This window comes from Methylobacterium isbiliense (assembly GCF_022179325.1).
GTDB lineage: Bacteria > Pseudomonadota > Alphaproteobacteria > Rhizobiales > Beijerinckiaceae > Methylobacterium > Methylobacterium isbiliense.
Genome location: NZ_BPQQ01000035.1, coordinates 16,604 through 39,104, shown reverse-complemented (window position 1 = coordinate 39,104; position 22,501 = coordinate 16,604). Strand labels below are relative to the sequence as shown.

At 72.3% G+C, this 22,501-nt stretch carries 19 protein-coding genes and 1 tRNA gene; 14 read left to right on the top strand and 6 right to left on the bottom strand.

Annotated features, from left to right (window positions below; all coding sequences use genetic code 11):
- Together MFF61_RS15985 and MFF61_RS15980 are read left to right on the top strand one after the other, a co-directional pair.
- Positions 1-3,046 (top strand): Rne/Rng family ribonuclease (locus MFF61_RS15985; RefSeq protein ID WP_373324709.1); only part of this gene is annotated, 3,046 nt, incomplete at its 5' end.
- A gap of 462 nt (positions 3,047-3,508) precedes the next feature.
- Positions 3,509-4,792 (top strand): methyl-accepting chemotaxis protein, encoded by a 1,284-nt coding sequence (locus MFF61_RS15980; protein WP_238236065.1) that lies wholly within the window; start codon positions 3,509-3,511, stop codon positions 4,790-4,792.
- A 75-nt stretch (positions 4,793-4,867) separates the two neighbouring features.
- Here the strand turns inward: MFF61_RS15980 and MFF61_RS15975 are convergent, their stop codons facing one another.
- Positions 4,868-6,040: a pyridoxal phosphate-dependent aminotransferase gene (locus tag MFF61_RS15975; protein ID WP_238236064.1), complete on the bottom strand. Its 1,173-nt coding sequence runs from the start codon at positions 6,038-6,040 to the stop codon at positions 4,868-4,870.
- A gap of 226 nt (positions 6,041-6,266) precedes the next feature.
- Between MFF61_RS15975 and MFF61_RS15970 the strand changes: the two genes are divergently transcribed.
- The 6 genes from MFF61_RS15970 (at position 6,267) to MFF61_RS15945 (ending at position 10,122) form a co-directional block, all read left to right on the top strand.
- Complete coding sequence (locus MFF61_RS15970) at positions 6,267-7,055, top strand: DsbA family protein (protein WP_238236063.1); 789 nt, start codon at positions 6,267-6,269, stop codon at positions 7,053-7,055.
- A gap of 81 nt (positions 7,056-7,136) precedes the next feature.
- On the top strand, positions 7,137-7,598 hold the full coding sequence (gene aroQ / locus MFF61_RS15965) for a type II 3-dehydroquinate dehydratase (protein ID WP_238236062.1): 462 nt from the start codon (positions 7,137-7,139) through the stop codon (positions 7,596-7,598).
- An 11-nt stretch (positions 7,599-7,609) separates the two neighbouring features.
- Positions 7,610-8,086, top strand: coding sequence for an acetyl-CoA carboxylase biotin carboxyl carrier protein (gene accB / locus MFF61_RS15960; RefSeq protein ID WP_238236061.1), 477 nt, complete (start codon positions 7,610-7,612; stop codon positions 8,084-8,086).
- A gap of 10 nt (positions 8,087-8,096) precedes the next feature.
- Positions 8,097-9,452: an acetyl-CoA carboxylase biotin carboxylase subunit gene (gene accC / locus MFF61_RS15955; RefSeq protein WP_238236060.1), complete on the top strand. Its 1,356-nt coding sequence runs from the start codon at positions 8,097-8,099 to the stop codon at positions 9,450-9,452.
- A gap of 179 nt (positions 9,453-9,631) precedes the next feature.
- Entirely contained in the window at positions 9,632-9,907 is a 276-nt protein-coding gene (locus tag MFF61_RS15950; protein WP_238236059.1) for a hypothetical protein, read from the top strand.
- Positions 9,908-10,045: 138 nt separating this feature from the next.
- A tRNA-Met gene (locus MFF61_RS15945) sits at positions 10,046-10,122 on the top strand.
- Positions 10,123-10,640: 518 nt separating this feature from the next.
- Here the strand turns inward: MFF61_RS15945 and MFF61_RS15940 are convergent.
- The 3 genes from MFF61_RS15940 to MFF61_RS15930 all read right to left on the bottom strand — a co-directional run bounded on the left by MFF61_RS15940 (position 10,641) and on the right by MFF61_RS15930 (position 13,702).
- Complete coding sequence (locus MFF61_RS15940) at positions 10,641-12,032, bottom strand: FAD/NAD(P)-binding protein (RefSeq protein ID WP_238236058.1); 1,392 nt, start codon at positions 12,030-12,032, stop codon at positions 10,641-10,643.
- 145 nt (positions 12,033-12,177) lie between these two features.
- Positions 12,178-12,384, bottom strand: coding sequence for a hypothetical protein (locus MFF61_RS15935; RefSeq protein WP_238236057.1), 207 nt, complete (start codon positions 12,382-12,384; stop codon positions 12,178-12,180).
- Positions 12,356-13,702 carry an LLM class flavin-dependent oxidoreductase gene (locus MFF61_RS15930; protein WP_238236056.1) on the bottom strand — a complete coding sequence of 449 codons (1,347 nt, stop codon included), beginning with the start codon at positions 13,700-13,702 and terminating at the stop codon, positions 12,356-12,358. Before MFF61_RS15930 ends, MFF61_RS15935 begins: the two co-directional genes overlap by 29 nt.
- Before the next feature lie 380 nt (positions 13,703-14,082).
- Here MFF61_RS15930 and MFF61_RS15925 point away from each other — a divergent pair, with 380 nt between their 5' ends.
- The 4 genes from MFF61_RS15925 (at position 14,083) to MFF61_RS15910 (ending at position 18,506) form a co-directional block, all read left to right on the top strand.
- Entirely contained in the window at positions 14,083-15,111 is a 1,029-nt protein-coding gene (locus tag MFF61_RS15925) for an ABC transporter substrate-binding protein (protein ID WP_373324710.1), read from the top strand.
- Between the two features lie 9 nt (positions 15,112-15,120).
- Entirely contained in the window at positions 15,121-16,005 is an 885-nt protein-coding gene (locus MFF61_RS15920) for an ABC transporter ATP-binding protein (protein ID WP_238236054.1), read from the top strand.
- Positions 16,002-16,874 carry an ABC transporter permease gene (locus MFF61_RS15915; protein WP_238236053.1) on the top strand — a complete coding sequence of 291 codons (873 nt, stop codon included), beginning with the start codon at positions 16,002-16,004 and terminating at the stop codon, positions 16,872-16,874. The genes MFF61_RS15920 and MFF61_RS15915 overlap by 4 nt, the downstream gene beginning before the upstream one ends.
- Before the next feature lie 231 nt (positions 16,875-17,105).
- Entirely contained in the window at positions 17,106-18,506 is a 1,401-nt protein-coding gene (locus MFF61_RS15910) for an FAD/NAD(P)-binding protein (RefSeq protein ID WP_238236052.1), read from the top strand.
- 176 nt (positions 18,507-18,682) lie between these two features.
- Here MFF61_RS15910 and MFF61_RS15905 read toward each other — a convergent pair whose 3' ends face one another.
- Positions 18,683-19,624, bottom strand: a complete 942-nt coding sequence (locus MFF61_RS15905; RefSeq protein WP_238236051.1) for an aliphatic sulfonate ABC transporter substrate-binding protein — start codon at positions 19,622-19,624, stop codon at positions 18,683-18,685.
- 493 nt (positions 19,625-20,117) lie between these two features.
- Between MFF61_RS15905 and MFF61_RS15900 the strand changes: the two genes are divergently transcribed.
- Positions 20,118-20,912: a MetQ/NlpA family ABC transporter substrate-binding protein gene (locus tag MFF61_RS15900; protein ID WP_238236050.1), complete on the top strand. Its 795-nt coding sequence runs from the start codon at positions 20,118-20,120 to the stop codon at positions 20,910-20,912.
- A gap of 61 nt (positions 20,913-20,973) precedes the next feature.
- Here the strand turns inward: MFF61_RS15900 and MFF61_RS15895 are convergent, their stop codons facing one another.
- A complete protein-coding gene (locus MFF61_RS15895) occupies positions 20,974-22,197 on the bottom strand; it encodes an acyl-CoA dehydrogenase family protein (protein ID WP_238236049.1) in 1,224 nt (407 codons plus the stop codon).
- A 158-nt stretch (positions 22,198-22,355) separates the two neighbouring features.
- On the opposite strand from MFF61_RS15895, the gene MFF61_RS15890 reads away from it, so the two are divergent.
- Entirely contained in the window at positions 22,356-22,499 is a 144-nt protein-coding gene (locus MFF61_RS15890) for a hypothetical protein (protein ID WP_238236048.1), read from the top strand.
- Positions 22,500-22,501 lie beyond the last annotated feature (2 nt).

Here is a 22,501-nt window from a genome sequence, read left to right as displayed (position 1 = left end):
CCACCCGGGTCTCTTCCGGGTGGTGACGGTCAAGGGGTCGAAGGTCGAGGAGTTCGATTTCGAATCCGCTAGCCGCCGCCAGCTGCGCGGCAACATCTACCTCGCCAAGGTCACGCGGGTCGAACCGTCGCTGCAGGCCGCCTTCGTCGAGTACGGGGGCAACCGGCACGGCTTCCTCGCCTTCAGCGAGATCCACCCCGACTACTACCAGATCCCGATCGCCGACCGGCTCGCCCTCCTGGAGGAGGATGCCCGGGCCGAGCGCGAGCATGCCGAGCGCCCCGAGCGCAACGGCGACGAGGGCCAGAACCGCCGCCGCCGCCGCCGCGGGCGGCGTGCCGAGGCGGCCGCGGCCAAGCCCGATCCGGTGGTGAGCGCTCCCGCCGAAGGACTGGAGCCCGACGAGGGCGAGAACCCCGCCGCCGAGACCGCCAGCGAGTCCGCCGGCGCGGTCGTGTCCTGGCCGGAGCAGGCCGAGGCCGACGCGGCGCGGAGCGAGGCCGCGTCCGGCGACGAGGCGGTCGCGCAGGATTCCGCCCCCGCCGCCGAGCCGGCCGGAGAGGCTGCGGTCGCGGCGTCCGGGACGGACGAGGCGGCATCCGGCACGGCCGAGGCTGCGCCCGAAAGCGCGGCGGCCGCACCCCAAGGCGCGGCGGTTGCCCCCGAGGACGCGGCGCTCGCGCCCGTCGCGGCCGAGTCCGGGCCCGCCCCGGCGCCGCAGGCCGACGCCGCCCTGGCCGCGGCGCCCGCGGCCAACACGGATGCGGCTGAGTCGGATGCGGCCGAGGAGGCCGACGAGTCGGACGAGGACGAGTCCGATGAGGAGGACGAGGCCCGGTCCGAGATCGGGTCCGACGACGAGGCCGACGAGTCGGACGAGGAGTCCGACGAGGATGATGACGAGGACGAGTCCGATGAGGACGAGTCGGAGGACGAGGAGCCGGTCGTCGAGCAGGTCGGCGGCCGCGGCGACGCCCTCGCGGAGATCCCGGAGCGGCCCCGCGCGCCCCGCCGCCACTACAAGATCCAGGAGGTGATCAAGCGCCGCCAGGTCATCCTGGTGCAGGTGGTCAAGGAGGAGCGCGGCACCAAGGGCGCGGCGCTCACCACCTACCTGTCGCTCGCCGGCCGCTACTCGGTGCTGATGCCCAATACCGGCCGGGGCGGCGGCATCTCGCGCAAGATCACCAGCGCGGCCGACCGCAAGCGCCTCAAGGAGATCGCCACCGACCTCGAAGTGCCCGAGGGGATGGGCGTCATCCTGCGCACGGCCGGCGCCTCGCGCACCAAGCCGGAGATCAAGCGCGATTTCGAGTACCTGATGCGGCTGTGGGAGAGCGTGCGCGAGCTGACGCTCACCTCCTCGGCCCCCGCCCTGGTCTACGAGGAGGGCTCGCTGATCAAGCGCGCCATCCGCGACCTCTACAACAAGGACATCGACGAGGTTCTGGTCGCGGGCGAGGACGCCTACCGCGAGGCCAAGGACTTCATGCGGATGCTGATGCCGAGCCAGACCAAGGTCGTGAAGCCCTATCGCGACCCGGCTCCGCTCTTCGCCCGCTTCGGCGTGGAGCAGCAGCTCGACGCGATGTTCTCCAACCACGTCTCCCTGCGCTCGGGCGGCTACCTCGTCATCAACCCGACCGAGGCGCTCGTCTCCATCGACGTGAACTCGGGGCGGGCCACCCGCGAGCACGACATCGAGGATACCGCGCTCAAGACGAACCTGGAGGCCGCCGAGGAGGTGGCGCGCCAGCTGCGCCTGCGCGACCTCGCCGGCCTGATCGTCATCGACTTCATCGACATGGAGGAGAAGCGCAACAACCGGGCGGTCGAGCGCAAGCTGAACGAGTGCCTCAAGGACGACCGGGCCCGCATCCAGGTCGGCCGCATCTCGCCCTTCGGCCTGCTCGAGATGTCGCGCCAGCGCATCCGCACCGGGGTGCTCGAATCCTCCTCCGTCCCGTGCGCCCATTGCGGCGGCTCGGGCTTCGTGCGGGCGACCGCCTCGGTGGCGCTGCTGATCCTGCGGGCGATCGAGGAGGCGCTGATCAAGTCGGCGAGCCACAACCTGATCCTGCGCACCCGCACCGAAGTGGCGCTCTACATCCTCAACCAGAAGCGCGTGCACCTGCGCGACCTGGAAACCCGGTTCGGCGTCGCCATCACCATCTCGGCCGACGAGCGGCTCGCCGCCACCTCGGTGTTCCACCTCGACCGGGGCGATCCCGCCCAGCACGTCGAGCCGCGCGCCGTCACCAGCATCCGGGCGGAGGCGGTGCAGCCCCCGCCGCTGGAGGACGAGGAGGACGAGGACGAGGAGGCGATCGAGGAGGCCGAGGCCGGCGAGGAGACCGCGGAGGCCGGCGCCGCCGAGGCGGAATCCGACGACGAGGGCGGCGGCCGCCGCCGCCGCCGCCGCCGCCGCCGCCGGGGCGGCCGCGCCGAGGGGCCGCAGAGCCCCGCCGAGAGCGACGAGGTCGCCGCCGAGGGCGCGGAGAGCGGTGAACCGGCCGACTCCGCCGAATCCGCCGGCCCGGTCTCGATCCCGATCACCGAGGACGGCGAAGCCCAGGGCGACGAGGCCGGCGGCCGGCGGCGGCGGCGCGGCCGCCGTGGCGGTCGCGGCCGGGAGCGCCAGGAGGAGTTCACCGGCAGCATCGGCGACGAGGTCGTGGTCGGCGAGGCCGAGACCGCCGGGGCCGGGCCTGCGGGCGGCACCCTCGCGCCGGACGCGCTGGCTGAGGAGATCGTGGCGGTCGGCGAGATCGCAGGACCGGCCCCCGAGGCCGTCGCGCCGGCGGCTCCGCCCGCCGGGGTCGCGGACCTCTCGGCCCTCGACCGTGCGGCCGAGACCGCCGCGGCGATCGAGGAGCCGGCGCCCCCGCCGGCCGGGCCGGCGGCTCGGGATGCCGCCGCCGAGACGCCCGTTTCGCCGCAGCCGGAGCCCGAGCCGGTCGCGGTGGTGCTCACGCCCCCGGACCCGGACCGTCCCAAGCGGGCGGGCTGGTGGTCGCGCACCAAGGCGGCGATCAGCGGACACTGATCCGGTGCGCGGGCGGTCGGGGCGGACATCCGGTCCGGCCGGCCCGGGTGACGCCGAGATCGACCTTGCCGGGCGACAGCGACGCCCGATCCGCGGCCGGCCCTCGTGGCCGGCCGTGCTGCATTCCGGATCCGGCCGTCCCGGCACCTAACCCTGGCGTCACCCGCGCGTCCGAGACGAGATTCGGCGATTCGCGCCCGCATCGCGGAATCCATCGCCATCCGCCGCGTACTCGTTTCCCTCCAGGCCGGTGATTACTCTGGCGGCGGCCCCGAATGGCCCGCATCTCTCGGTGAGATCGGACCGTTCGGGTTAGGCCACTGCGACCGCGGCGCGAGTAACGGAAACTCAACTATCAATGGCCAACTTGGGTTGCATATCCTCGTGAGTGTGCCGGCCATGTTTCGATCCCTTCGTGCCCCGCGTCCGCAAGCCGTCGCGGTCGCGGAACCCCGTGAGCTGGTGGAAGAGCGGATCGCGGATCTCCTCGACCGCGCCGGAACGCCCGGCGCCGCACCGGCCCTCGACGGGCGGCTCGGCGCCGCGCTCGCCCGCCTCGTGGCCCAGGGGCAGAAGGCGGCGGCGGCCGATCTCGGCGTCGCCGCGCGCGTGGCCGCGGAGGCCTCCGAGGCCGGCACCATCCTGGTCTGGATGACGCACGACGCCTCGGAGGTCGCCGGGCAGACCCGCACCATGGCGGCGGCCGTGGAGGAGGTCGCGGCCTCGACCCGCGAATTGTGGAGCCGCTCGCAGGCGAGCGCCGACCTCGCGGACCGCGCCCGCACCGGCATCGCCGGCTGCGCCAGCGACATGCAGGAGGCCACGCGCACCATGGAGGTGATCGAGGCCGGGGCGGTGCAGATGGAGGAGCGGCTGCGCGGGTTCGAGAGCGCCGCCCAGCAGATCCAGGAGATCGCGGGCGCCATCGAGGCGATCTCCAGCCAGACGAACCTTCTGGCGCTGAACGCGACGATCGAGGCAGCGCGGGCCGGCGAGGCGGGCCGCGGCTTCGCGGTGGTCGCCGCCGAGGTCAAGCAGCTCTCCGGCCAGACCGCCCGGGCCACCGACCAGATCCGCACCCGCCTCGGCGCCCTGCTGCAGGAACTCGCGGCGATCCAGGGCGCGGTGGCGGAGAGCCGGCAGGCGGTGGCGACCGGGACCGGCGCGGTCGCCCGCGTCGGTGCGCGCATCCGCGACGAGGGGCAGGCGGTGGCGGGCTCGGCCGAGGGCATCCGCGCCCTCGTCGACGTGCTGGGCCAGCAGCAGGCGGCCACCCAGGAGATCTCCGCCGGGGTGCAGCAGGTCGCCGACAAGACCCAGAAGACCCGCAACGAGATCGACGGCCTGATGGCGCAGCTCGCCCGCGCCGAGGACGCGGCCCGCGAGGCCTTCGACGGCGGGAATGGCCGGGCGATCGGGGGCTACGGCCTCGTGCGCCTGCCGGCCGATCTCGCCGCCTGGAAGCGCCGCCTGGCCCAGGTGCTGACGGGCCTGCGCCCGGCCAAGCCCGAGGAGGTCGTCTTCGACGCCTTCGACCTTCCGGCCCAGTGCGCGGCGCTGAGGGCCGATCCGGCCTATGCGGGCGCCGCTCTCGACGCCGTGCTGGCGGCCTACGGCGAGGCGGTCCGGCAGGCGGCGCTGGTGGTGGAGGGCGTCGCCGCCCACGACTGGAATCGCGCCACGCCCGCCTTCCAGGCCTTCGACGCGGCGCTCAAGACGATGTGCGAGCGGCTGCCCCGGGTCTGACCCGCCATCCGGGCGAGCAAAGCGGAAGGCGTCCCGGCCGACCCGCGCGGCGCCGTCGCCGGCCCGCCCGGGATCTCACCCGAGCCAGCCGCGCAGGCGGCGCACCGCCTCGGCCGCCGCCGCCTCGCCGCCCGCGAAGGACAGGCGCAGGTGGTGGGCGCCGTCGACCGGATCGAAGTCGAGGCCGGGCGTGGCCGCGACGCCGGCCTCCGCCAGCATCCGGCGGCAGAATTCAGCCGAGTCGTTCGTCAGCCGCGCCACGTCCGCGTAGAGGTAGAAGGCCCCGTCGGCCGGATGGACGTCGCCGAGCCCCAGCCCCGGGAGTTCGTTCAGCAGCAGCGCCCGGGCGCGGGCATAGTCGGCCTTGACCGCCTCCAGCTCCTCCACGGCGTCGAAGGCGGCGAGCGCCGCCACCTGCGACAGGTAGGGCGCCGAGATGTAGAGGTTCTGCGCCAGCCGCTCGATCGGCCGCACCAGCCGCTCCGGCACCACCATCCAGCCGATCCGCCAGCCGGTCATGCAGTAGTACTTCGAGAAGGAGTTGATGATCACCGCGTCGGGATCGCTCGCGAGCGCGGTCGCGGCCGGCACGCCGTAGGTGAGGCCGTGGTAGATCTCATCCGACACGAAGGCGAGGTTCAGCGCCCGGCAGGTGCGGCCGAGTTCGGCCAAGCCAACGGGATCGAGCATCGTGCCGGACGGGTTGGCCGGGCTCATGACGAGGAGCCCCGCGAGCGGGCGCCCGGCCTGGGCGGCCCGCACCAGGGCGGGGGTCGGGACGAAGCCGTCCTCGGCCGAGAGCCGCAGCGGCACGGGTTCGAGGTCGAGGGCCTGGAGGATGCTGCGGTAGGCCGGGTAGCCCGGCTCCGCGATGGCGACCCGCGCGCCCGCGTCGAACAGGGCCAGGAAGGCCAGCACGAACCCCGCCGAGGAGCCGGTCGTCACCACGACCCGCTCGGGGGCCACCGCCACCCCGTAGGCCTCGGCGCAGTGGCGGGCGATCCGCTCGCGCAAGGGGGCGATGCCGAGCGCCTCCGTGTAGGGGATGCGCCCGCCCGCCAGCGCCGCCTGCGCGGCCGCGAGCACCGCCCGCGGGGCCGGCGCCGAGGGCTGGCCCACCTCCATGTGCACCACCGCCTCGCCCCGCCGCTCCTTCACGGCGGCGGCCGCCAGCACGTCCATGGCGAGGAAGGGCGCGACGCGCGCGGCGCGGCGGGAGATCGAGAAGGCGGAGGGATCGGGCCGCATGGGTCGGGGACCTTCGGGGAGCATCGCCGGGAGCCCGGCAGATAGGACGGACCGGGCGCCCGCCGCAATGCAGCCCCTGTCGGCGGGCCCTGTCGGCGGCCTCCCCCGGCGGCCCGCCCGGTCCGACGCGAGCGTGATTTGACCCTGTGCCGAAAATCCGCCTAACCACCGCGTCACGACACGCCGGCCGCGCCGCCGTGCCGGCCGACCCGCCACGAGGACGCCGATGCTCCCCCTCTCCCGTCTCCTGCCCGCGCTTGCCCTGACGGGCGTCGTGGCGCTCGCCGCTCCGACCCGGGCCCAAGCCCCCGCGCAGGCCCCCGCCCCCATGACGGAGGCGCAGCGCCAAGCCATCGAGGGCGTGGTCCGCGACTACCTGCTCAAGAATCCCGAGGTGCTGCAGGAGGCGATGGCCGAGCTGGAGAAGCGCCAGCAGGACTCACAGCGCCAGGCCCAGGCGAGCGCCCTCAAGGAGACCCGCGACACCCTGCACAACTCGCCGCACGGCCTGGTCGCCGGCAACCCGAACGGCGACGTCACGCTGGTCGAGTTCTTCGATTACAATTGCGGCTACTGCAAGCGGGCGCTGACCGACCTGCAGACCCTGGTCAAGGGCGATCCCAAGCTGCGCATCGTGCTCAAGGACTTCCCGGTCCTCGGGCCGGATTCGGTCGAGGCGAGCAAGGTCGCGCTGGCGGCCAAGCAGCAGCTCAAGGGCGACCGGCTGTTCGAGTACCACGTCAAGCTCATCGAGAGCCGGGGCAAGGTGAACGGCGAGCGGGCCATCGCGGTGGCGCGCGAGATGGGCCTCGACATCGCGCGCCTGCAGAAGGACATGCAGTCCCCCGACGTCCAGGCCGCGCTGCAGGAGAACGTCAGCCTCGGGGACAAGCTCGGCCTCTCGGGCACGCCCGCCTTCATCATCGGCGACGAGATCATCCCGGGCGCAGTCGGGGCGGAGCCGATCCGCAAGACCATCGCGGGCGTGCGCCAGTGCGGGCACGCCACCTGCTGAGGCCCCCGCCCCTATCCGCCGCCCGGCCCTTCCGCTAAGAGCCCGCACGTTCCCGCGCCAGCCCGGCGCCAGCCCTGTGCCATGATCGCGATCCACGTCCTCAACGGCCCGAACCTCAACCTGCTCGGCCGGCGCGAGCCCGGGATCTACGGCACCGCCACGCTCGCCGAGATCGAGCGCAGGCTCGGTGAGCGAGCCGCCGCGTCCGGTGTCGCGCTCACCGCGCGCCAGTCGAACCACGAGGGCGACCTCGTCGGCTGGGTGCAGGAGGCCGGGCTCGCGGGCGCCGGCATCCTCCTCAACGCGGGCGCCTACACCCACACCTCGGTCGCCCTGCGCGACGCGATCGCGGGCTCGGGCGCCACGGCGATCGAGATCCACCTCTCGAACGTCCATGCCCGCGAGGATTTCCGGCACCATTCCTTCATCGCCCCGGTCTGCGCGGGCGTGATCTGCGGCTTCGGGCCGGTGAGCTACCTCCTCGGCTTCGACGCCCTCCTCCATCTCCTCGGGGGACGCTCCCCCGCCACCCCTCCTTCCTGATTGCCGACCGCATGTCCAAGCACGATCCGTTCGATCCCGACCTGGTGCGCCAGCTCGCGACCCTGATCGCCGAGACCGACCTGACCGAGATCGAAGTCGAGAAGGGCGATCTGCGCATCCGCGTGGCCCGCACGCTCACGGCGGCGACGGTCCATGTCCCGGTGGCGGCGCCCGCACCCGCGGCCCCGCCCCTGCCCGCCGCCGCCGTGCCGGTGGCCGCGGCCGAGTCCGACGCCAAGGCGCTGGCGGCCCATCCGGGCGCGGTGCTCTCGCCGATGGTCGGCACCGCCTACCGGCGGCCCTCCCCGGACGCCAAGCCCTTCGTGGAGGTCGGTTCGCGCGTCGAGAGCGGCGCGCGCCTCCTGCTGGTCGAGGCGATGAAGACCTTCAACGACATCGTGGCGCCGCGCGCCGGCACCGTCACGGCGATCTTCATCGAGGACGGCCAGCCGGTGGAGTTCGGCGAGCCCCTCCTGCTGATCGAGTGACGGCGCCCTCATGTTCGACAAGATCCTGATCGCGAACCGGGGCGAGATCGCGCTGCGCATCCTGCGCGCCGCCAAGGAACTCGGCATCGCCACGGTGGCGGTCCACTCCACGGCGGATGCGGACGCCATGCACGTGCGGCTCGCCGACGAGAGCGTCTGCATCGGCCCGCCGCCCGCCCGCGACAGCTACCTCAACATCCCGCAGATCATCGCCGCCTGCGAGATCACCGGCGCGGATGCGGTGCATCCGGGCTACGGCTTCCTGTCGGAGAACGCGCGCTTCGCCGAGGTGCTGGGCCACCACGGCATCGCCTTCATCGGTCCCAAGGCCGAGCACATCCGGGTGATGGGCGACAAGATCGAGGCCAAGCGCACCGCCAAGCGCCTCGGCATCCCCTGCGTGCCCGGCTCGGAGGGCGGGGTCGCCGACCCGGACGAGGCGCGTCGCGTCGCGGCCGAGATCGGCTATCCGGTGCTGATCAAGGCGGCCTCGGGCGGCGGCGGGCGCGGCATGAAGGTCGCCCGCAGCGAGGAGGATCTCGAATCTGCCCTCGCCACCGCCCGGATCGAGGCCAAGGCCGCCTTCGGGGACGATGCGGTCTACATCGAGAAGTACCTCGAAAAGCCCCGCCACATCGAGGTGCAGGTGCTCGGCGACGGGCGCGGCGGGGCGATCCATCTCGCCGAGCGCGACTGCTCGCTCCAGCGCCGCCACCAGAAGGTCTGGGAGGAAGGCCCCTCGCCCGCCCTCAACCCGGAGATGCGCGAGCAGATCGGCGGGGTCTGCGCCCGGGCCATGCAGGATCTCGGCTACACGGGCGCCGGCACCATCGAGTTCCTGTACGAGGACGGGGCATTCTACTTCATCGAGATGAACACCCGCATCCAGGTGGAGCATCCCGTCACCGAGATGATCACCGGGATCGACCTCGTCAACGAGCAGATCCGGGTCGCGGCGGGCGCGCCCCTGTCGCTGCGCCAGGAGGACGTGCGGGTCGAGGGCCACGCCATCGAGTGCCGCATCAACGCCGAGCACCCGGCGACCTTCCGGCCCTCCCCCGGCACGATCACCTACTTCCATCCTCCCGGAGGACTGGGCGTGCGGGTCGATTCCGCCGCCTTCCAGGGCTACCGCATCCCGCCGCACTACGACTCGCTGCTGGGCAAGCTCATCGTGCACGGCCGCACCCGCAACGAGTGCCTGATGCGCCTGCGCCGGGCCCTGGACGAGTTCGTGGTCGACGGGGTCGACACCACGCTGCCGCTGTTCCGCACGCTGGTGCGCAACCCCGATGTGCAGAACGGGCTCTACGACATCCACTGGCTCGAAGAGTTCCTGAAGACCGGCGGCCTCGACGTCGCCTGACCCAGAGGGCGGCCGCCGTCAGGCGGTCGTCCGTCCCTGCGTCACCGTGGCCCTGACGATGAGGAACCCGGCGCCGCCCGGACCGTTCTTCTGCCCAGACCGACGTCGCGTCTCCGACAGCACCGGACGAGCCGGATGCGGCGGGCGGGACGTCCTTTGCGAAGAACGGGAGAGATTCGATGCGTGCGACGAGCATGGCCCTGGCGGCCGCGATGGCCTTCGCGACCCCGGCCCTGGCGCAGGCGGTGGTGGAGACGGTTCCGGCGGCGCCCGGCGCCCCGGTGGTGATCGTGCCCGAGACCACCGGCACGGTGGTGGTCCCTGTCGTGCCGAGCCGGCCGCTGCCGCCGACCGAGGCCGCCTCCGACTACGATTCCGCCAAGGGCAGCAACGCCGCCAACCCGAGCCGGATGGCGCCGAATCTCGGCGGCACCTCGGGCGGCCCGGCCCGCTGACCGACAGGGCGGCCGTGCGGGTCGGGGGCGGCCCGCACGGCCCTCTCGACCGGGCCGCGACGGTTCCTTGACAGGCCGCCCGCGACCTCCCTATATCGCGCCACCGCGGCGCCGGACCTCCCTGTCCCGGCCCGAGGCGGCGGAGTAGCTCAGCTGGTTAGAGCAGAGGAATCATAATCCTTGTGTCGGGGGTTCGAGTCCCTCCTCCGCTACCACCCGTTCAGCCCGTCTTGTCAACGACTTGGCGGGCTTTTTAGTGCCTGACCCTTGGCGGAAACGTGTTGCAACTGGCTGCAACACGCCCGTTGATTTTACAATGGGTTACGGTCGGGCGACGACTACTCCATGCAACACAGTTGCAACACCCAATCGACCCGGGCGACGGACAGGATCATTGGCCCATGCCCCATGCTCCTGTCGCTGCAGAGCGTGGCTTGGTGGGGCCTGCGCCGGCTTCTTGCGCGAACGAGGCAAGCAGGTGCTCGAACCGCGGCTTGGAGATGCCGCTGCCGACGTGCCAGTGGCTCTCGCTGCGGGCGAGGCGGTCCTCGCATCAGGGAAATTTGGATCTTCCTCCAGTCGCGGCTGAGTGTCGACGGTCAGATCACGTGACCTGCTGGCGCTCACTTCCAGAGGGACTGGTCTTGCGCCTGACCCAGCAGCGCCGCACTGCCGCACGCCCGACCCGTTTTGTGGGGCCATCTCTCGCAGCGGAGGATAGGCTGGGGCGAGTTCAGCCCGCTGCGACGGCCGCACCCTGCTGCAGCCGCTCAGATACCGTCCGCGCCAGCGCCGCCGCCTGGAAGCGGATATCCGGCACGGCGGTGCATTCCCACAGGGTGCCGCGCAGGAGCGGACCGAGCGTCCAGAGTGGGCGGTGGCTGCCGCCGTGCTGGTCGACCAGCGTGAAGTCATCGGTCACCGCGAGCCCGAGCCCGAACGTGTCCGGCTGGATCAGCCCGTGTGCCATCAGGCGGCGCAGCAGCAGGTCGTCGGTATCGGCGACCCGGCCGACGCCGGAGGCGTCGATGATACGCTGGGCCTCGATGCGGGAGGTGCCGGCGGGCCCGCGCTCGCGCAGGGTGACCTCGGCGTAGCCGGGGCGATCGGCGACGGCCTCGACCCGGGCGCGCAGCACCGTGAGGCGCCCTAAGCCGCGCTCTCGCGCGCAGATCTCGGCGGCGGGCTGCGCCATGCGGTGACGATGGACGTCCCAGAAGGACCGAACGTGGCGCAGGAAGCGCCGCTGTTCGGCCGGGGGAAGGCCGCGCCAGAGGTCGATGCTCACGCCGCGCAGGGCGTCGATGACGCTGCGCCAGTCGGCACCCGCGGCGCTCGCCCGTGCGGCTTCCGCGCGGAGGAAGCGTAGCATCGCCGGCACTGAGCGGCGTGCCTCGGCGGGGAAGTCCGGCACCGGCCACGGCACGGCCGGGGCGTGGACGCGGGGCAGCAGGCCGTGGCGGGAGACGGCCAGGATCGGCCCCGCGAACTCCCGATGGCGCAGGGCCGCCACCGTGTCGATCATCGTCAGCCCAGTGCCGACGATCAGGATCGGCCGGTCGGCGGGCAGGTCGGCCAGCGGCGTCGGATCCCAGGGCGAGATCGCGTAGCGGCTGCGCGGCCCGCGCGGGCTGCGCAGATTGCCGCAGGCCAGGACGGCGCCCGCGACCATGCGGGTGCGCCCACCCGCAAGGGTGAGGCGGAAGCCGTCGTCGTAGGGCGTGAGATCCACCGCCTCGTCGTTCTCCAGGATCAGGCGCGGGGCACCGTCGGTCTTCGACAGCGTGGCGACGAGGAGTTCGGTGAGGTAGCGGCCGTAGAGCCCGCGCGCCGCGAACACGCCGGCGGGCGTGATGCGGATGCTGGCCAGATCGTCCAGCCCGCAGCGCTCCAGCCACTGCTCGAAGTGCCGGGGCTGATCCGGGAACGCGCTCATGTTGGCGGCGCGCACGTTGAGCAGGTGGTCGGTGTTGCTGGTGGCGTAGGCCAGCCCGCGGGCGAAGGCCTCGGCCTTCTCGCACAGGAGCACCGGACGCTCGGGCATGAGGCGGCTCAGGTGGATGGCCGCCATGGTTCCACTGAACCCCGCGCCGATCACGGCGACGGGTCGCAAGGTCGTCGGCATCCCGCTCGTCTCCAACCCGGCCCGTGTCGCGAGTCTCGCGCGAGGCTGCGCGTCACGACAAGTGCCGAGGGAGGCGATCCGATCCCGCCACGCGCGGCCAAGAGGCCACGGAGGAGGTCAGCGGTGCGCGGACCGAGGAGGCCTTTCAGCTGGGCGACGGCATGAGGACGCGCAGGGAGCCGAGATCGCGAATCGCCGCACGCACTTGGCTGAACGCATCGTGCAGGGTGGTGCCCTGCACGCACAAACCCGGCGCGTCGGTGCCGGTGATGGTCCAGACCCCGTCGTGCCGCCGCTCCACCCTCGGCCGCAGGGGCACAGCGTCAGGCGCTCCGGCGCCGGGCCACAGCATAGCCGCTCTCCGGCCGCGGCAGGCCGTAATGATCGCGCAGGGTCGTGCCGGCATACGCCGTGCGGAACAGGCCGCGCCTGCGTAGGATCGGCACCACCTCGGCGACGAACACGTCGAAGCCGCCTGTGAGCCAGGGCGGCATCACGTTGAAGCCGTCGGCCGCGCCGGATTCAAACCAAGTCTGGATTGCGTCCGCGATGCGGACGGGCGTGCCGGCCAGCACCCAGTGGCCGCGCGCCCCGGCGAGGCGCCGGATCAGCCCGCGCAAGGTCGGCCTCTCGCGCTCGACGATGTCGGCCACGAGCTGGAAGCGGCTGGCGGCCCCGTGGGGGCCGCTCGGGTCGATCAGGTGGCGGGGAAACGGCCCGTCGAGATCGTAGCCGCTGAAGTCGATGCCGAGGATGCGCCTGAGCTGCTCCAGCGAGACGGCCGGCTGGATCAGGTCGTTGATCTCCTCCTCCAGCCGGTCGGCCTCGGCCTGCGTCGAGCCGATGAACGGGCTGAGGCCGGGCAGGATGCGGATGTGCTCGGGCCGGCGGCCGAGGGCGGCCCCGCGCGCCTTGATGTCGGCGTAGAAAGCCTGGGCGCTCGGCAGGGTCTGGTGGGCGGTGAAGATCGCTTCCGCGTGCCGGGCCGCGAAGGAGCGGCCGTCCTCCGAGGAACCGGCCTGGACGTAGACCGGCCTCCCCTGCGGCGAGCGCGGGACGGGGAGCGGGCCGCGCACGCGGTAGTGCCGGCCGACGTGGTCGATGCGGTGGATCCGGTCGGTGTCGGTGAAGAGGCCGCTCTCGCGGTCGGCGACGAGGGCGTCGTCCTCCCAGCTGTCCCAAAGCTTGGTCACGACATCCAGGAACTCGCGCGCCTGCTCGTAGCGGTCGGCGTGCGGCGGGTGCTCGGGCAGGCCGAAGTTCTGCGCTGCGGCGGCATCGCTGGTGGTGACGATGTTCCAGCCCGCCCGGCCGTTGCTGATGTGGTCGAGGGAGGCGAAGAGCCGCGCGAGGTTGTAGGGATCGGTGTAGGTGGTGGAGGCCGTGCCGATCAGGCCGATCCGGCTCGTCACGGCGGCGATGGCGGTCAGCCACGTCACCGGCTCGAAGCGCACCCGCGACGCGTAGCGGATGTTCTCGGGCAGCGACGGCCCGTCGGCGAAGAAGATCGCGTCAAGCGCCGCGGCCTCGGCTCGCCGGGCCAACTCCTGGTAGTAGGTGATGTCGAGGACCCGGTGCGGCTCGGACGCCGCGTAGCGCCACGCCGCCTCGTGGTGACCGCCGGGATAGATAAACAGGTTCAGCGCCAGCTGGCGCCCGGGCTGTGACATCCGCAACCTCGCTCTTGCTCGACCGGCGACGCGCTTGCCGGTCGTCCGCAGACGCGGGATGGCTCGCGCCCCGGGACCTTGCCAGCATCGCGAGGCGGCCAGCCTGGTCAAGGGCAGCGTTTTCTAAAAAGAACAAGAATCCGGGACCATCGGTTCGTCACAGAACTATTTTCAGAAAAATTCCTTCACCTTAGGACGATTTTATCGTCCTGTAACGGCATTGTTCTCTCGATCGGCCGTCCGTGAGAGGAATAATCTCACGATGCATGTTCTTTAAAAAGAACGTTCTCGTTGACGCAGCGCTGGCGACAGCGGATGGTTCCGACCTTCGGCGGCCCGCATCCGGTCCGCCTCGTCAAATCAGCCAGGGGTGTACGATGATGAAGCGACGCAACCTGTTCTCGCGCAGACAGGCGGCGGCCCTGTTCGGCGGTCTCGCCATGGCGGCGGCGCTCGCCGGGCCGGCCGTGGCCGCGGAGGGCCGGCTGCGCATCGCCAAGCAGTTCGGCGTCGTCTACCTGCTCTTGAACGTGGCCGAGGATCAGAAGCTGATCGAGAAGCACGGCAAGGAAGCCGGTCTCGACATCGCGGTGGAGTACGTGCAGCTCTCGGGCGGCGCGGCCGTCAACGACGCGCTGCTCTCCGGCAGCATCGACATCGCGAGCGCGGGCGTCGGTCCGCTGTTCACGCTCTGGGACCGCACCCGAGGCCGGCAGGCCGTCAAGGGCGTCGCCTCGCTCGGCAACTTCCCCTACTACCTCGTCACCAACAATCCGGCCGTGAAGACGATCGCCGACTTCACCGACAAGGACCGGATCGCGCTGCCCGCCGTTGGCGTCTCGGTGCAGGCGCGCATCCTGCAATGGGCCTCCGCCAAGCTCTGGGGCGACAAGGACTTCGCCAAGCTCGACCGGATCAGCGTCGCGGTCCCGCATCCCGAGGCGGCGGCGGCCATCATCAAGGGCGGCACGGAGATCACCGGGCATTTCGGCAACCCGCCCTTCCAGGATCAGGAGCTGGCCGAGAATCCGAAAGCCCGCATCGTCCTCAACTCCTACGACGTCCAGGGCGGTCCTGCCTCCTCCACCGTGCTCTACGCCACCGAAGCGTTCTACAAGGACAGCCCCAAGACCTACCGGGCCTTCCTCGACGCGCTCGACGAGGCGGCGCGGTTCATCACGGCCGATCCTGCGAGGGCGGCCGACATCTACCTCAAGGCGACCGGCAGCCGGATCGACCGCGCCCTTCTCGTCAAGGTGATCACCAACCCCGAGGTATCGTTCAAGATCGAGCCGCAGAACACGCTCGGGCTCGGCCAGTTCATGCACCGCGTCGGCGCGATCAAGGCTGAGCCCAAGACGCTCTCCGACTACTTCTTCGCCGACCCGCGCATCGCCGCGGGCAGCTGAGGCGGGAGCATGACGCTGGTCGCCGAACGCACCGGCCCCGCCGCGGCGCGGCCGGAAGACCCTGCGGCGCGAGAGCCGGCGCGGGGCCGCCGGATACCTGGCGCGGGACCGCGGCCGCCGCTCCTGCGGATCGCGGGCGTCACCCTGGAGTACCGCACGCCGGAGCGCGTCGTCCGCGCCACGCACCGCGTGGACCTCGACGTCTTCGCCGCGGACCGCTTCGTCCTGCTCGGCCCCTCGGGCTGCGGCAAGTCCACCCTGCTCAAGGCCGTGGCCGGCTTCCTGGCGCCGGTCGAAGGCGAGATCACGCTCGACGGCGTGCCGGTGCGCGAGCCCGGGCCGGACCGCATCGTTGTCTTCCAGGAATTCGATCAGTTGCCGCCCTGGAAGACAGTGGCGCAGAACGTCGCCTTCCCGCTGCGGGCCTCGGGCACGCTCGGCCGGCGGGAGGCGGAGGCCCGCGCGCGCCACTACATCGACAAGGTCGGCCTGTCGCGCTTCGCCGACAGCTACCCGCACCAGCTCTCCGGCGGCATGAAGCAGCGGGTCGCCATCGCCCGGGCGCTCGCCATGCAGCCGACCATGCTGCTGATGGACGAGCCCTTCGCGGCCCTCGACGCGCTGACGCGCCGCAAGATGCAGGAGGAGCTGCTGGCGCTCTGGGACGAGGTCCGCTTCACCCTGCTGTTCGTCACCCACTCCATCGAGGAGGCGCTGGTGGTCGGCAACCGGGTGGCGCTGCTGTCGCCGCATCCCGGCCGGGTGCGCGGCGAGTTCAACAGCCACGACTTCGATCTGGCGAGCGTCGGCGGCGACGCCTTCCAGGCTGCCGTGCAGCGCCTGCACCGGCGGCTGTTCGAGACCGAGTCTGCCGCGCCGGGACCCGCATCATGAACCAGCACGTCCTGCCCCCGATCCGGCCGGAATACGACCGGGTGCTGCCGCCCTTCGTCGAGGCCCCGGTGGTGCGCGCCCTGCCGCTCCCGGCCCGGCTCTGGCAGCAGGGATGGCTGCGCAAGGCGCTGATCATCGCCGCCCTCGCCCTCGCCTGGGAGGCGCTCGCGCGCTGGCAGAACAACGACCTGCTGCTGCCGGGCGTCCTCGCCACCCTGTCGGCCCTGGCCGAGGGACTGGCGAGCGGTGACCTCCTCGACCGGGTGCGGATCTCGCTCACCGTGCTGGCGCAGGGCTATCTCGCCGGCATCGTGCTGGCGTTCGGGCTCACCACGCTCGCCGTCTCGACGCAGCTCGGCCGCGATCTGCTCTCGACGCTGACCGCGATGTTCAATCCCCTGCCGGCCATCGCCCTCCTGCCGCTGGCCCTGCTCTGGTTCGGCCTGGGGACCGGCAGCCTGATTTTCGTCCTGATCCACGCGGTGCTCTGGCCGCTGGCGCTCAACACCTTCGCGGGCTTCCAGGGCGTGCCCGAGACCCTGCGCATGGCGGGGCGCAATTACGGTCTGAAGGGCCCGGCCTACGTGCTGCAGATCTTGATCCCGGCGGCGTTGCCGGCCATCGTGTCGGGGCTCAAGATCGGCTGGGCCTTCGCGTGGCGCACCCTGATCGCCGCCGAACTGGTCTTCGGGGCCGCCTCGGGGCGCGGCGGGCTGGGCTGGTACATCTTCCAGAACCGCAACGAACTCTACACGGACCGCGTCTTCGCCGGCCTGGTCCTGGTCATCGCCATCGGCCTCGTGGTCGAGAACGTGGCCTTCGCGGCGCTCGAAGGCGCGACCGTCCGGCGCTGGGGCATGGCCCGCTGATCGCGCGTCGGTCGGGATGCCGGCCCCGGCCGCACCGGACTTCTGATCCTCCCGTGAGCGCCCCGAACGGGGCGCTCCCCCTCTCATAACGGAGCCCGCGATGCGCCTGCGCGACGACCCGTCCGCCCCGTTCCACCCCTCCGAGCCGAGCCCCGGGCTCCTCGCGGTCGCGCTCTGCGTCACCCTGATCCTGGCGGCGCTGGTCTTCCTGCTGCGCTGAGGGGAGCCGTCATGGACCCCGTCATCGCGGTCGCCGGCGCCGGCTTCAGCGGCAGCATGGCGGCGCTCCACCTGCTGGCCGCCCTGCCGCGGCCTTGGTCCGTGCTGCTGTGCGAGCGCGGCGACGCCTTCGGGCGCGGCCTCGCCTACGGCACGCAGGCGGCGGACCACCTGCTCAACCTGCGCGCCGCCACCATGAGCGCCTTCCCGGACCGGCCGCACCATTTTTCGGATTGGCTCGCCCGGCTGGCCGGCGACCCGGCCGAGGCTGCGGCCGCGGCGGGGATCCGGCACGAGCCGGCCGGGACCTTCGCGCCGCGCGGACTCTACGGCCGGTATCTCGCCGCGCTGCTGACCGAGGCGCTGACCGCGGCAGGCGCGCCCCGCCTGCGCCTCGTCCACGACGCCATCGTCGACCTCGAACCCCGCCCCGGCGGCGTCACCCTGCGCACCGAGGGCGGGCAGGCCTTCGCGGCGGCCGGCGCGGTGCTCGCCATGGGCCACGTCGCCGGACCCGGCGGGCCGCCGAGCGCCCATCGGCTCGACCCGTGGGCGCCCGAGGCGTTCGGACGGCTGCACCCGAACCTGCCGGTGCTGATCGTCGGCTCCGGGCTCACGATGATCGACGCGGTCGCCTCCCTGCGCGGCCAGGGATTTTCCGGAAGGATCCTCGCCCTCTCCCGCCGTGGCCTGCTGCCGAGCGTCCACGCCCCAACCCGGCCCTGGCCGGTGCCCGACCTCACGCCGGACGACCTCGCCTCGCTCGCGCGGCTGACGCGGCGGATCCGCCGGGAGATCGCGGCGGCGCGGGCGGCGGGCCAGGATTGGCGCGACGTGATCGACGCACTCCGACCGATCGTGGACTATCTCTGGCGCGCCCTGCCGGTGGCGGAGCGCGCCCGCTTCCTGCGCCACCTGCGGCCGTTCTGGGACGTGCACCGGCACCGCGCCGCGCCACCCTCGGCCGCCGCGATCGCCGACGCGATCGCGGCGGGGCAACTGGAGGTGCGGGCCGGGCGCATCCTGGCCATCGCCGACGAACCCGGGCAGGCGGTGGTGACGATCCGCCCGCGCGGCGCGGGGGCAGATGTGACGCTGACCGTTCAGGCAATCCTCGACGCGACCGGCATCGGGCCGATCCGCGAGAGCGTCGACCCGCTGCTGTGCCGGCTCGCCGCGCGCGGTCTCGTGCGGCCGGGGCCGTTCGGACTCGGGCTCGATGCCGGGCCGGATTACCGGCTGCGGGGCGCGAAGGCGGGCGGACGGCTCTGGACGCTGGGGCCGCTGCTGCGCGGGACGCTGTGGGAATGCATCGCCGTGCCCGACATCCGCAATCAAGCCGTCGAGGTCGCGGCCCTCGTCGCCGCCGAGGTCGAAGCGGACCGCGGCGCCTGCCGGGCCGCCGTCGCCTGAGGCGCCGCTCTACCGGCCCGGCGCACGTCGTCGGACAGGGCGGTGGCGTAGGGCGCCGGACGCTGCCGGCGGTGCGAACGGGCTTGGCGCTCGCGAGCGTGCCCTTGGCCGCCCCCGAGCCGGTCGGCCGAGCCGCCCTCCCCCGCCGCGCGGTGGCAGGGTTCCGGTCCGGAATGTCAGCGGGTCGGCGGCTCCCAGATGCCGAGGGCGGCCGTGTCCACGGCCCGGGGCAGCAGCCCCTCGGCCAGAAAGGCATCGGCGATCTTCTGCTGCTCGGTGAGACCGTCTCGGGTCACCGGCTGCACCCGGTAGCTGCGCCGCTCGTTGGCTTGGCGCACCACCGCGGGGTCGAGGCGCCACAGGGCGGCGAGCTTGGCGGCGGCCTCGTCCGGGTTGGCCTTGGTCCAGGTTCCGGCCTCGCGCAGGCGGGCGAACAGGATGGCCAGCACGTCGGGGTTCCCGGCCGCGAAGCTCTCGGAGGCGAGGTAGTAGCGCTTGTAGAGCGAGACCCCGGCCCCGTCGCGCAGGATGCGGGCGCCGGCCTGCGCCTGCGCCGCCGACAGGAAGGGATCCCAGGCGACCCAGGCCTCGACGCCGCCGCTCGTCAGCGCGGCCCGGCCGTCGGCGGGCGTGAGATAGGCGGGGCTGATGCTCTTGAACGGCAGCCCCTCCCCCGCGAGCGCGGCCAGCAGCAGGTAGTGGCTGCCCGCGCCCTTGGTGACCGCGACCCGCTTGCCCTTGAGGTCCGCGACGGTGCGGGCCGGCGAGTCGGCGGGCACGAGGATCGCCTGGGCGGCGGGCGAGGCCGCCTCCTCGGCCACGTAGACGATCCGGGCCTGTGCGGCCTGGGCGAAGACCGGAACCGTGTCGGCGACGTCGGCCGAGACGTCGACCTGCCCGACGTTCAGCGCCTCCATGATCGGCAGGCCGCTGGTGAATTCGTGCCAGGAGACCGAGACGCCGAGCGGCCGCAGCGCCGCCTCGAGGGATCCGTCCTCGCGCAGGAGCGCGGTCAGGGTCGAGGAGCGCTGGTAGCCGATGCGCAGGGTGCGCGCCTCGGCCGCGGCGGCGACGAGGATCAGCAGGGCGGCCGCGAGGGCGCGGAGAAGACCGGGCATGAGGACGACATCCTGTCGGGCGCGGCCGGCCCGCAGGGGCGCGTTCACCGCCCGGGACCGCCGCGGTGGGGCGAGGCCGATCTCCAGCGCATCGTGGCGAAGATCGTGGCGCATCATGCCGGCGCCGCATCTGTCCGGTCAATGAACAGGACTTGCGAATGCGATCCGGTTTGAAGAATTTCCATCTTCATCGACGTAGATATGCAGTATTTTCTGTTATGCCAGGCCGTGCCTGGAGCCTTGCGGTGCCCCGGGGCGACACGCATGCGACGGCCGCCGCCCCCGTCGCCCGCTTCTCCCGCGAGGCGTCCCGCGAGAACAACCTCCGTCCTGGCGAGGCAAAAAGAGCAATGGATTCTGTTGATCCGAGCAGTTTTCCCGTGTGATGAATCGACCGCCTTCGCCCGAAGACGCGCGCGTATTCTCTGCAATACAATGGATCTGCACGCGCCCGGGCGATGTCGCGATTGGCCTCTCACTGATGGAGCGCCCCATGCGGCGGTTGATACTGGGTATTCTCGTGGCGCTCGCGGGTTTCGGGGCGTCCGTGCGGGCCGACGAGAAGCCCGTACGGATCGGCGTGACGGCCGGCCCGGTGGCGCAGGTGGTGCAGTTCGCCGCCGGCCTCGCCAAGGAGCGCGGGCAACGCGTGGAGGTGGTGGAGTTCACCGACTGGGTCACCCCCAACGAGGCGGTGAACACCGGCGACCTCGACGCCAACCTGTTTCAGCACGGCGCCTTCCTGGCGATTCAGAACGCCCGCCGCGGCACCGCGCTGGTGCAGGTCGATCCGGTCGGGCTGATCGCCCCGGTCGGCCTGTTCTCCAAGAAGGTCCGCTCGCTCGATGCGGTGCCGGTGGGCGCCTCGGCGGCGATCCCCAACGAGCCGCTCAACGGCGCGCGCGGCCTGCGCCTCCTCGAGAAGGCCGGGCTGATCACGCTCGCGCCCGGCAAGGGGCTCTCGGTCTCGCGGTTCGACATCGTCGCCAACCCGAAGAAGCTCGACATCGTCGAACTCGATCCCGCGCAGCTCTACCGCTCGCTCGACGACGTGACGCTCGCGATGGTGAACCTCACCTACCTGCTCGCCGCGGGCGGCGACCCGAACACGGCCCTCCTCGTCGACCGCGCGGCGGACGACCACTTCGTGCTGCGCTTCGTCGCCCGCCAGGACCGCAAGGACGACCCGCGCCTGCGCCGGTTCGTCGAGACCTTCAAGGCGCCCGAGGTGAAGGCCTTCATCGAGACCAAGCTCCCCGGCTTCGTGCCGGCGTGGCCGGGCGTGTGAGCGCCCGTGCCCATCGCCGCCCGGACCGCCTCGACCGGGCGGCCCGGGCGCTTCGCTCACCTCAGCCCTGCCCGACGCGGTACTGCTTGGGCGGGGTCGCGCCGTTGACCGCGAAATCCCCGACGATGCGGTCGCGGTAGATGCGGGGGTTGTGCGAGGCGATGGTGCGGGCGTTGCGCCAGTAGCGGTCGAGGCCGAGCGTGCGGGCCGTGGCCGAGGCGCCGAGCGCGTCGAACAGCAGCGTCGTGGCGTCGAGGACGAGGCTCGTCACCACCGTCACCGATTGGTTGACCTCCACGTCCGCGACCCTGCCGGCCGCCTCGGCGGTCTCCGCATCGCCCGCTTGGTCGGCCGCGTAGACCCGCTGCAGCGCCTCCGCGTTCTTGAGCGCGACCGCGCCCGCCGCGTAGGCGGCGCCCCGCACGCGGCCGACCACCTGGAGCACCTGCGGGTCCTCCGCCACCGTCGCGGCGTTGCCGTGGCTGTAGACGCGGCGGCGCTCGCCGACGAGGCGGGCGACGTCCTCGGCCGCGGCCCGCGCGATGCCGGCCAGCGTCGCCAGATGCACGAGCTGGAAGAACGCCATCGCGTAGCGGAAGCGGCCGGGATCCGGGTTCACGAGGTCGGCCGAGAGCGCGACGTCCGTGAAGCGCACGGTGCCGCTCGCGGTGAGCGCCTGCCCGAACCCGTCCCAGTCGTCCACCACCTCCACGCCCGGCGCGCGGCGGGGCACCGCGGCGCCGACCGGCGCCCCGGCCTCGTCCTCGGCCGCGAGGTGGATCCAGTCCGCGAACAGCGAGCCCGTGGTGTAGTACTTGGTGCCGTCGAGCCGCCAGCCGGCGCCGTCCCGCCGCAGCACCGTGTCAAAGGACCCGACCTTGGCCGAGCCGGACTCGGAGACGCCGCTCCCCACGGTCTCGCCACGCGCGATCCGGGCGAGCCAGGCCTCCCGCCACGCCGGGAAGCGGGAGTTCAGCGCGTCCTCGGTGAAGCCGAAATGCGCGCGCAGCGCGTTCGTGACGTTCGAATCCGCCGCCGAGAGTTCGATCAGGAGGTTGAACAATTCCGGCAGCGTCGCGTCGTGGCCGTTCTGCGCGCGGGGCAGGCGCAGGGTGGTGAAGCCGGCCTCCCGCAGCCACGCGATCTCCTCGTGCGGCAGCCGGCGGTCCCGGTCGCGCGCGGGGGCCGTCTCGCGGATGCGCCGGAAGACCGGGCGGAAGCGCTCGGCGAAATCCTCGTAGCGGGCGCTCGGCCCGCCGCCCCATCCTGCCTGCGTCTGAGACATCGGTCCTGCTCCCGTCTGTCGCGCGGACAAGGCCGCGCTGGCGAATAGTCATCTTATCTGATAGACAAAATGAACAGGCTGACAAGCGTGTCCGGCCGTGATCCGTTCGTTTCTCATAACGAACGAGTCGAGTGCGCCGGAAGCGTCGCGAAGCCGCCATGACGCTTCGTGAGAAAGAAATGCCGTGTTATCTCCGCGATGAAGCGGCCTGCGCCTCCGATGGTCTGTTCTTTAAAAAGAACATTCTCGTTGACACCGGGCCGGTCGCCGGGCGAGCGTTCCGGGCCTTTCGCGGCCCGTAGGG

Bases quoted from the DNA above. Each gene is read 5' to 3' on its own strand.
- MFF61_RS15975 (WP_238236064.1), bottom strand. From the start codon at position 6,040: ATGCGGCCCGATCCCTCCGCCTTCTCGATCTCCCGCCGCGCCGCGCGC.
- MFF61_RS15970 (WP_238236063.1), top strand. From the start codon at position 6,267: ATGCTCCCCCTCTCCCGTCTCCTGCCCGCGCTTGCCCTGACGGGCGTC.
- aroQ (WP_238236062.1), top strand. From the start codon at position 7,137: ATGATCGCGATCCACGTCCTCAACGGCCCGAACCTCAACCTGCTCGGC.
- accB (WP_238236061.1), top strand. From the start codon at position 7,610: ATGTCCAAGCACGATCCGTTCGATCCCGACCTGGTGCGCCAGCTCGCG.
- accC (WP_238236060.1), top strand. From the start codon at position 8,097: ATGTTCGACAAGATCCTGATCGCGAACCGGGGCGAGATCGCGCTGCGC.
- MFF61_RS15950 (WP_238236059.1), top strand. From the start codon at position 9,632: ATGCGTGCGACGAGCATGGCCCTGGCGGCCGCGATGGCCTTCGCGACC.
- MFF61_RS15940 (WP_238236058.1), bottom strand. From the start codon at position 12,032: ATGCCGACGACCTTGCGACCCGTCGCCGTGATCGGCGCGGGGTTCAGT.
- MFF61_RS15935 (WP_238236057.1), bottom strand. From the start codon at position 12,384: ATGCTGTGGCCCGGCGCCGGAGCGCCTGACGCTGTGCCCCTGCGGCCG.
- MFF61_RS15930 (WP_238236056.1), bottom strand. From the start codon at position 13,702: ATGTCACAGCCCGGGCGCCAGCTGGCGCTGAACCTGTTTATCTATCCC.
- MFF61_RS15925 (WP_373324710.1), top strand. From the start codon at position 14,083: ATGAAGCGACGCAACCTGTTCTCGCGCAGACAGGCGGCGGCCCTGTTC.
- MFF61_RS15920 (WP_238236054.1), top strand. From the start codon at position 15,121: ATGACGCTGGTCGCCGAACGCACCGGCCCCGCCGCGGCGCGGCCGGAA.
- MFF61_RS15915 (WP_238236053.1), top strand. From the start codon at position 16,002: ATGAACCAGCACGTCCTGCCCCCGATCCGGCCGGAATACGACCGGGTG.
- MFF61_RS15910 (WP_238236052.1), top strand. From the start codon at position 17,106: ATGGACCCCGTCATCGCGGTCGCCGGCGCCGGCTTCAGCGGCAGCATG.
- MFF61_RS15905 (WP_238236051.1), bottom strand. From the start codon at position 19,624: ATGCCCGGTCTTCTCCGCGCCCTCGCGGCCGCCCTGCTGATCCTCGTC.
- MFF61_RS15900 (WP_238236050.1), top strand. From the start codon at position 20,118: ATGCGGCGGTTGATACTGGGTATTCTCGTGGCGCTCGCGGGTTTCGGG.
- MFF61_RS15895 (WP_238236049.1), bottom strand. From the start codon at position 22,197: ATGTCTCAGACGCAGGCAGGATGGGGCGGCGGGCCGAGCGCCCGCTAC.
- MFF61_RS15890 (WP_238236048.1), top strand. From the start codon at position 22,356: ATGACGCTTCGTGAGAAAGAAATGCCGTGTTATCTCCGCGATGAAGCG.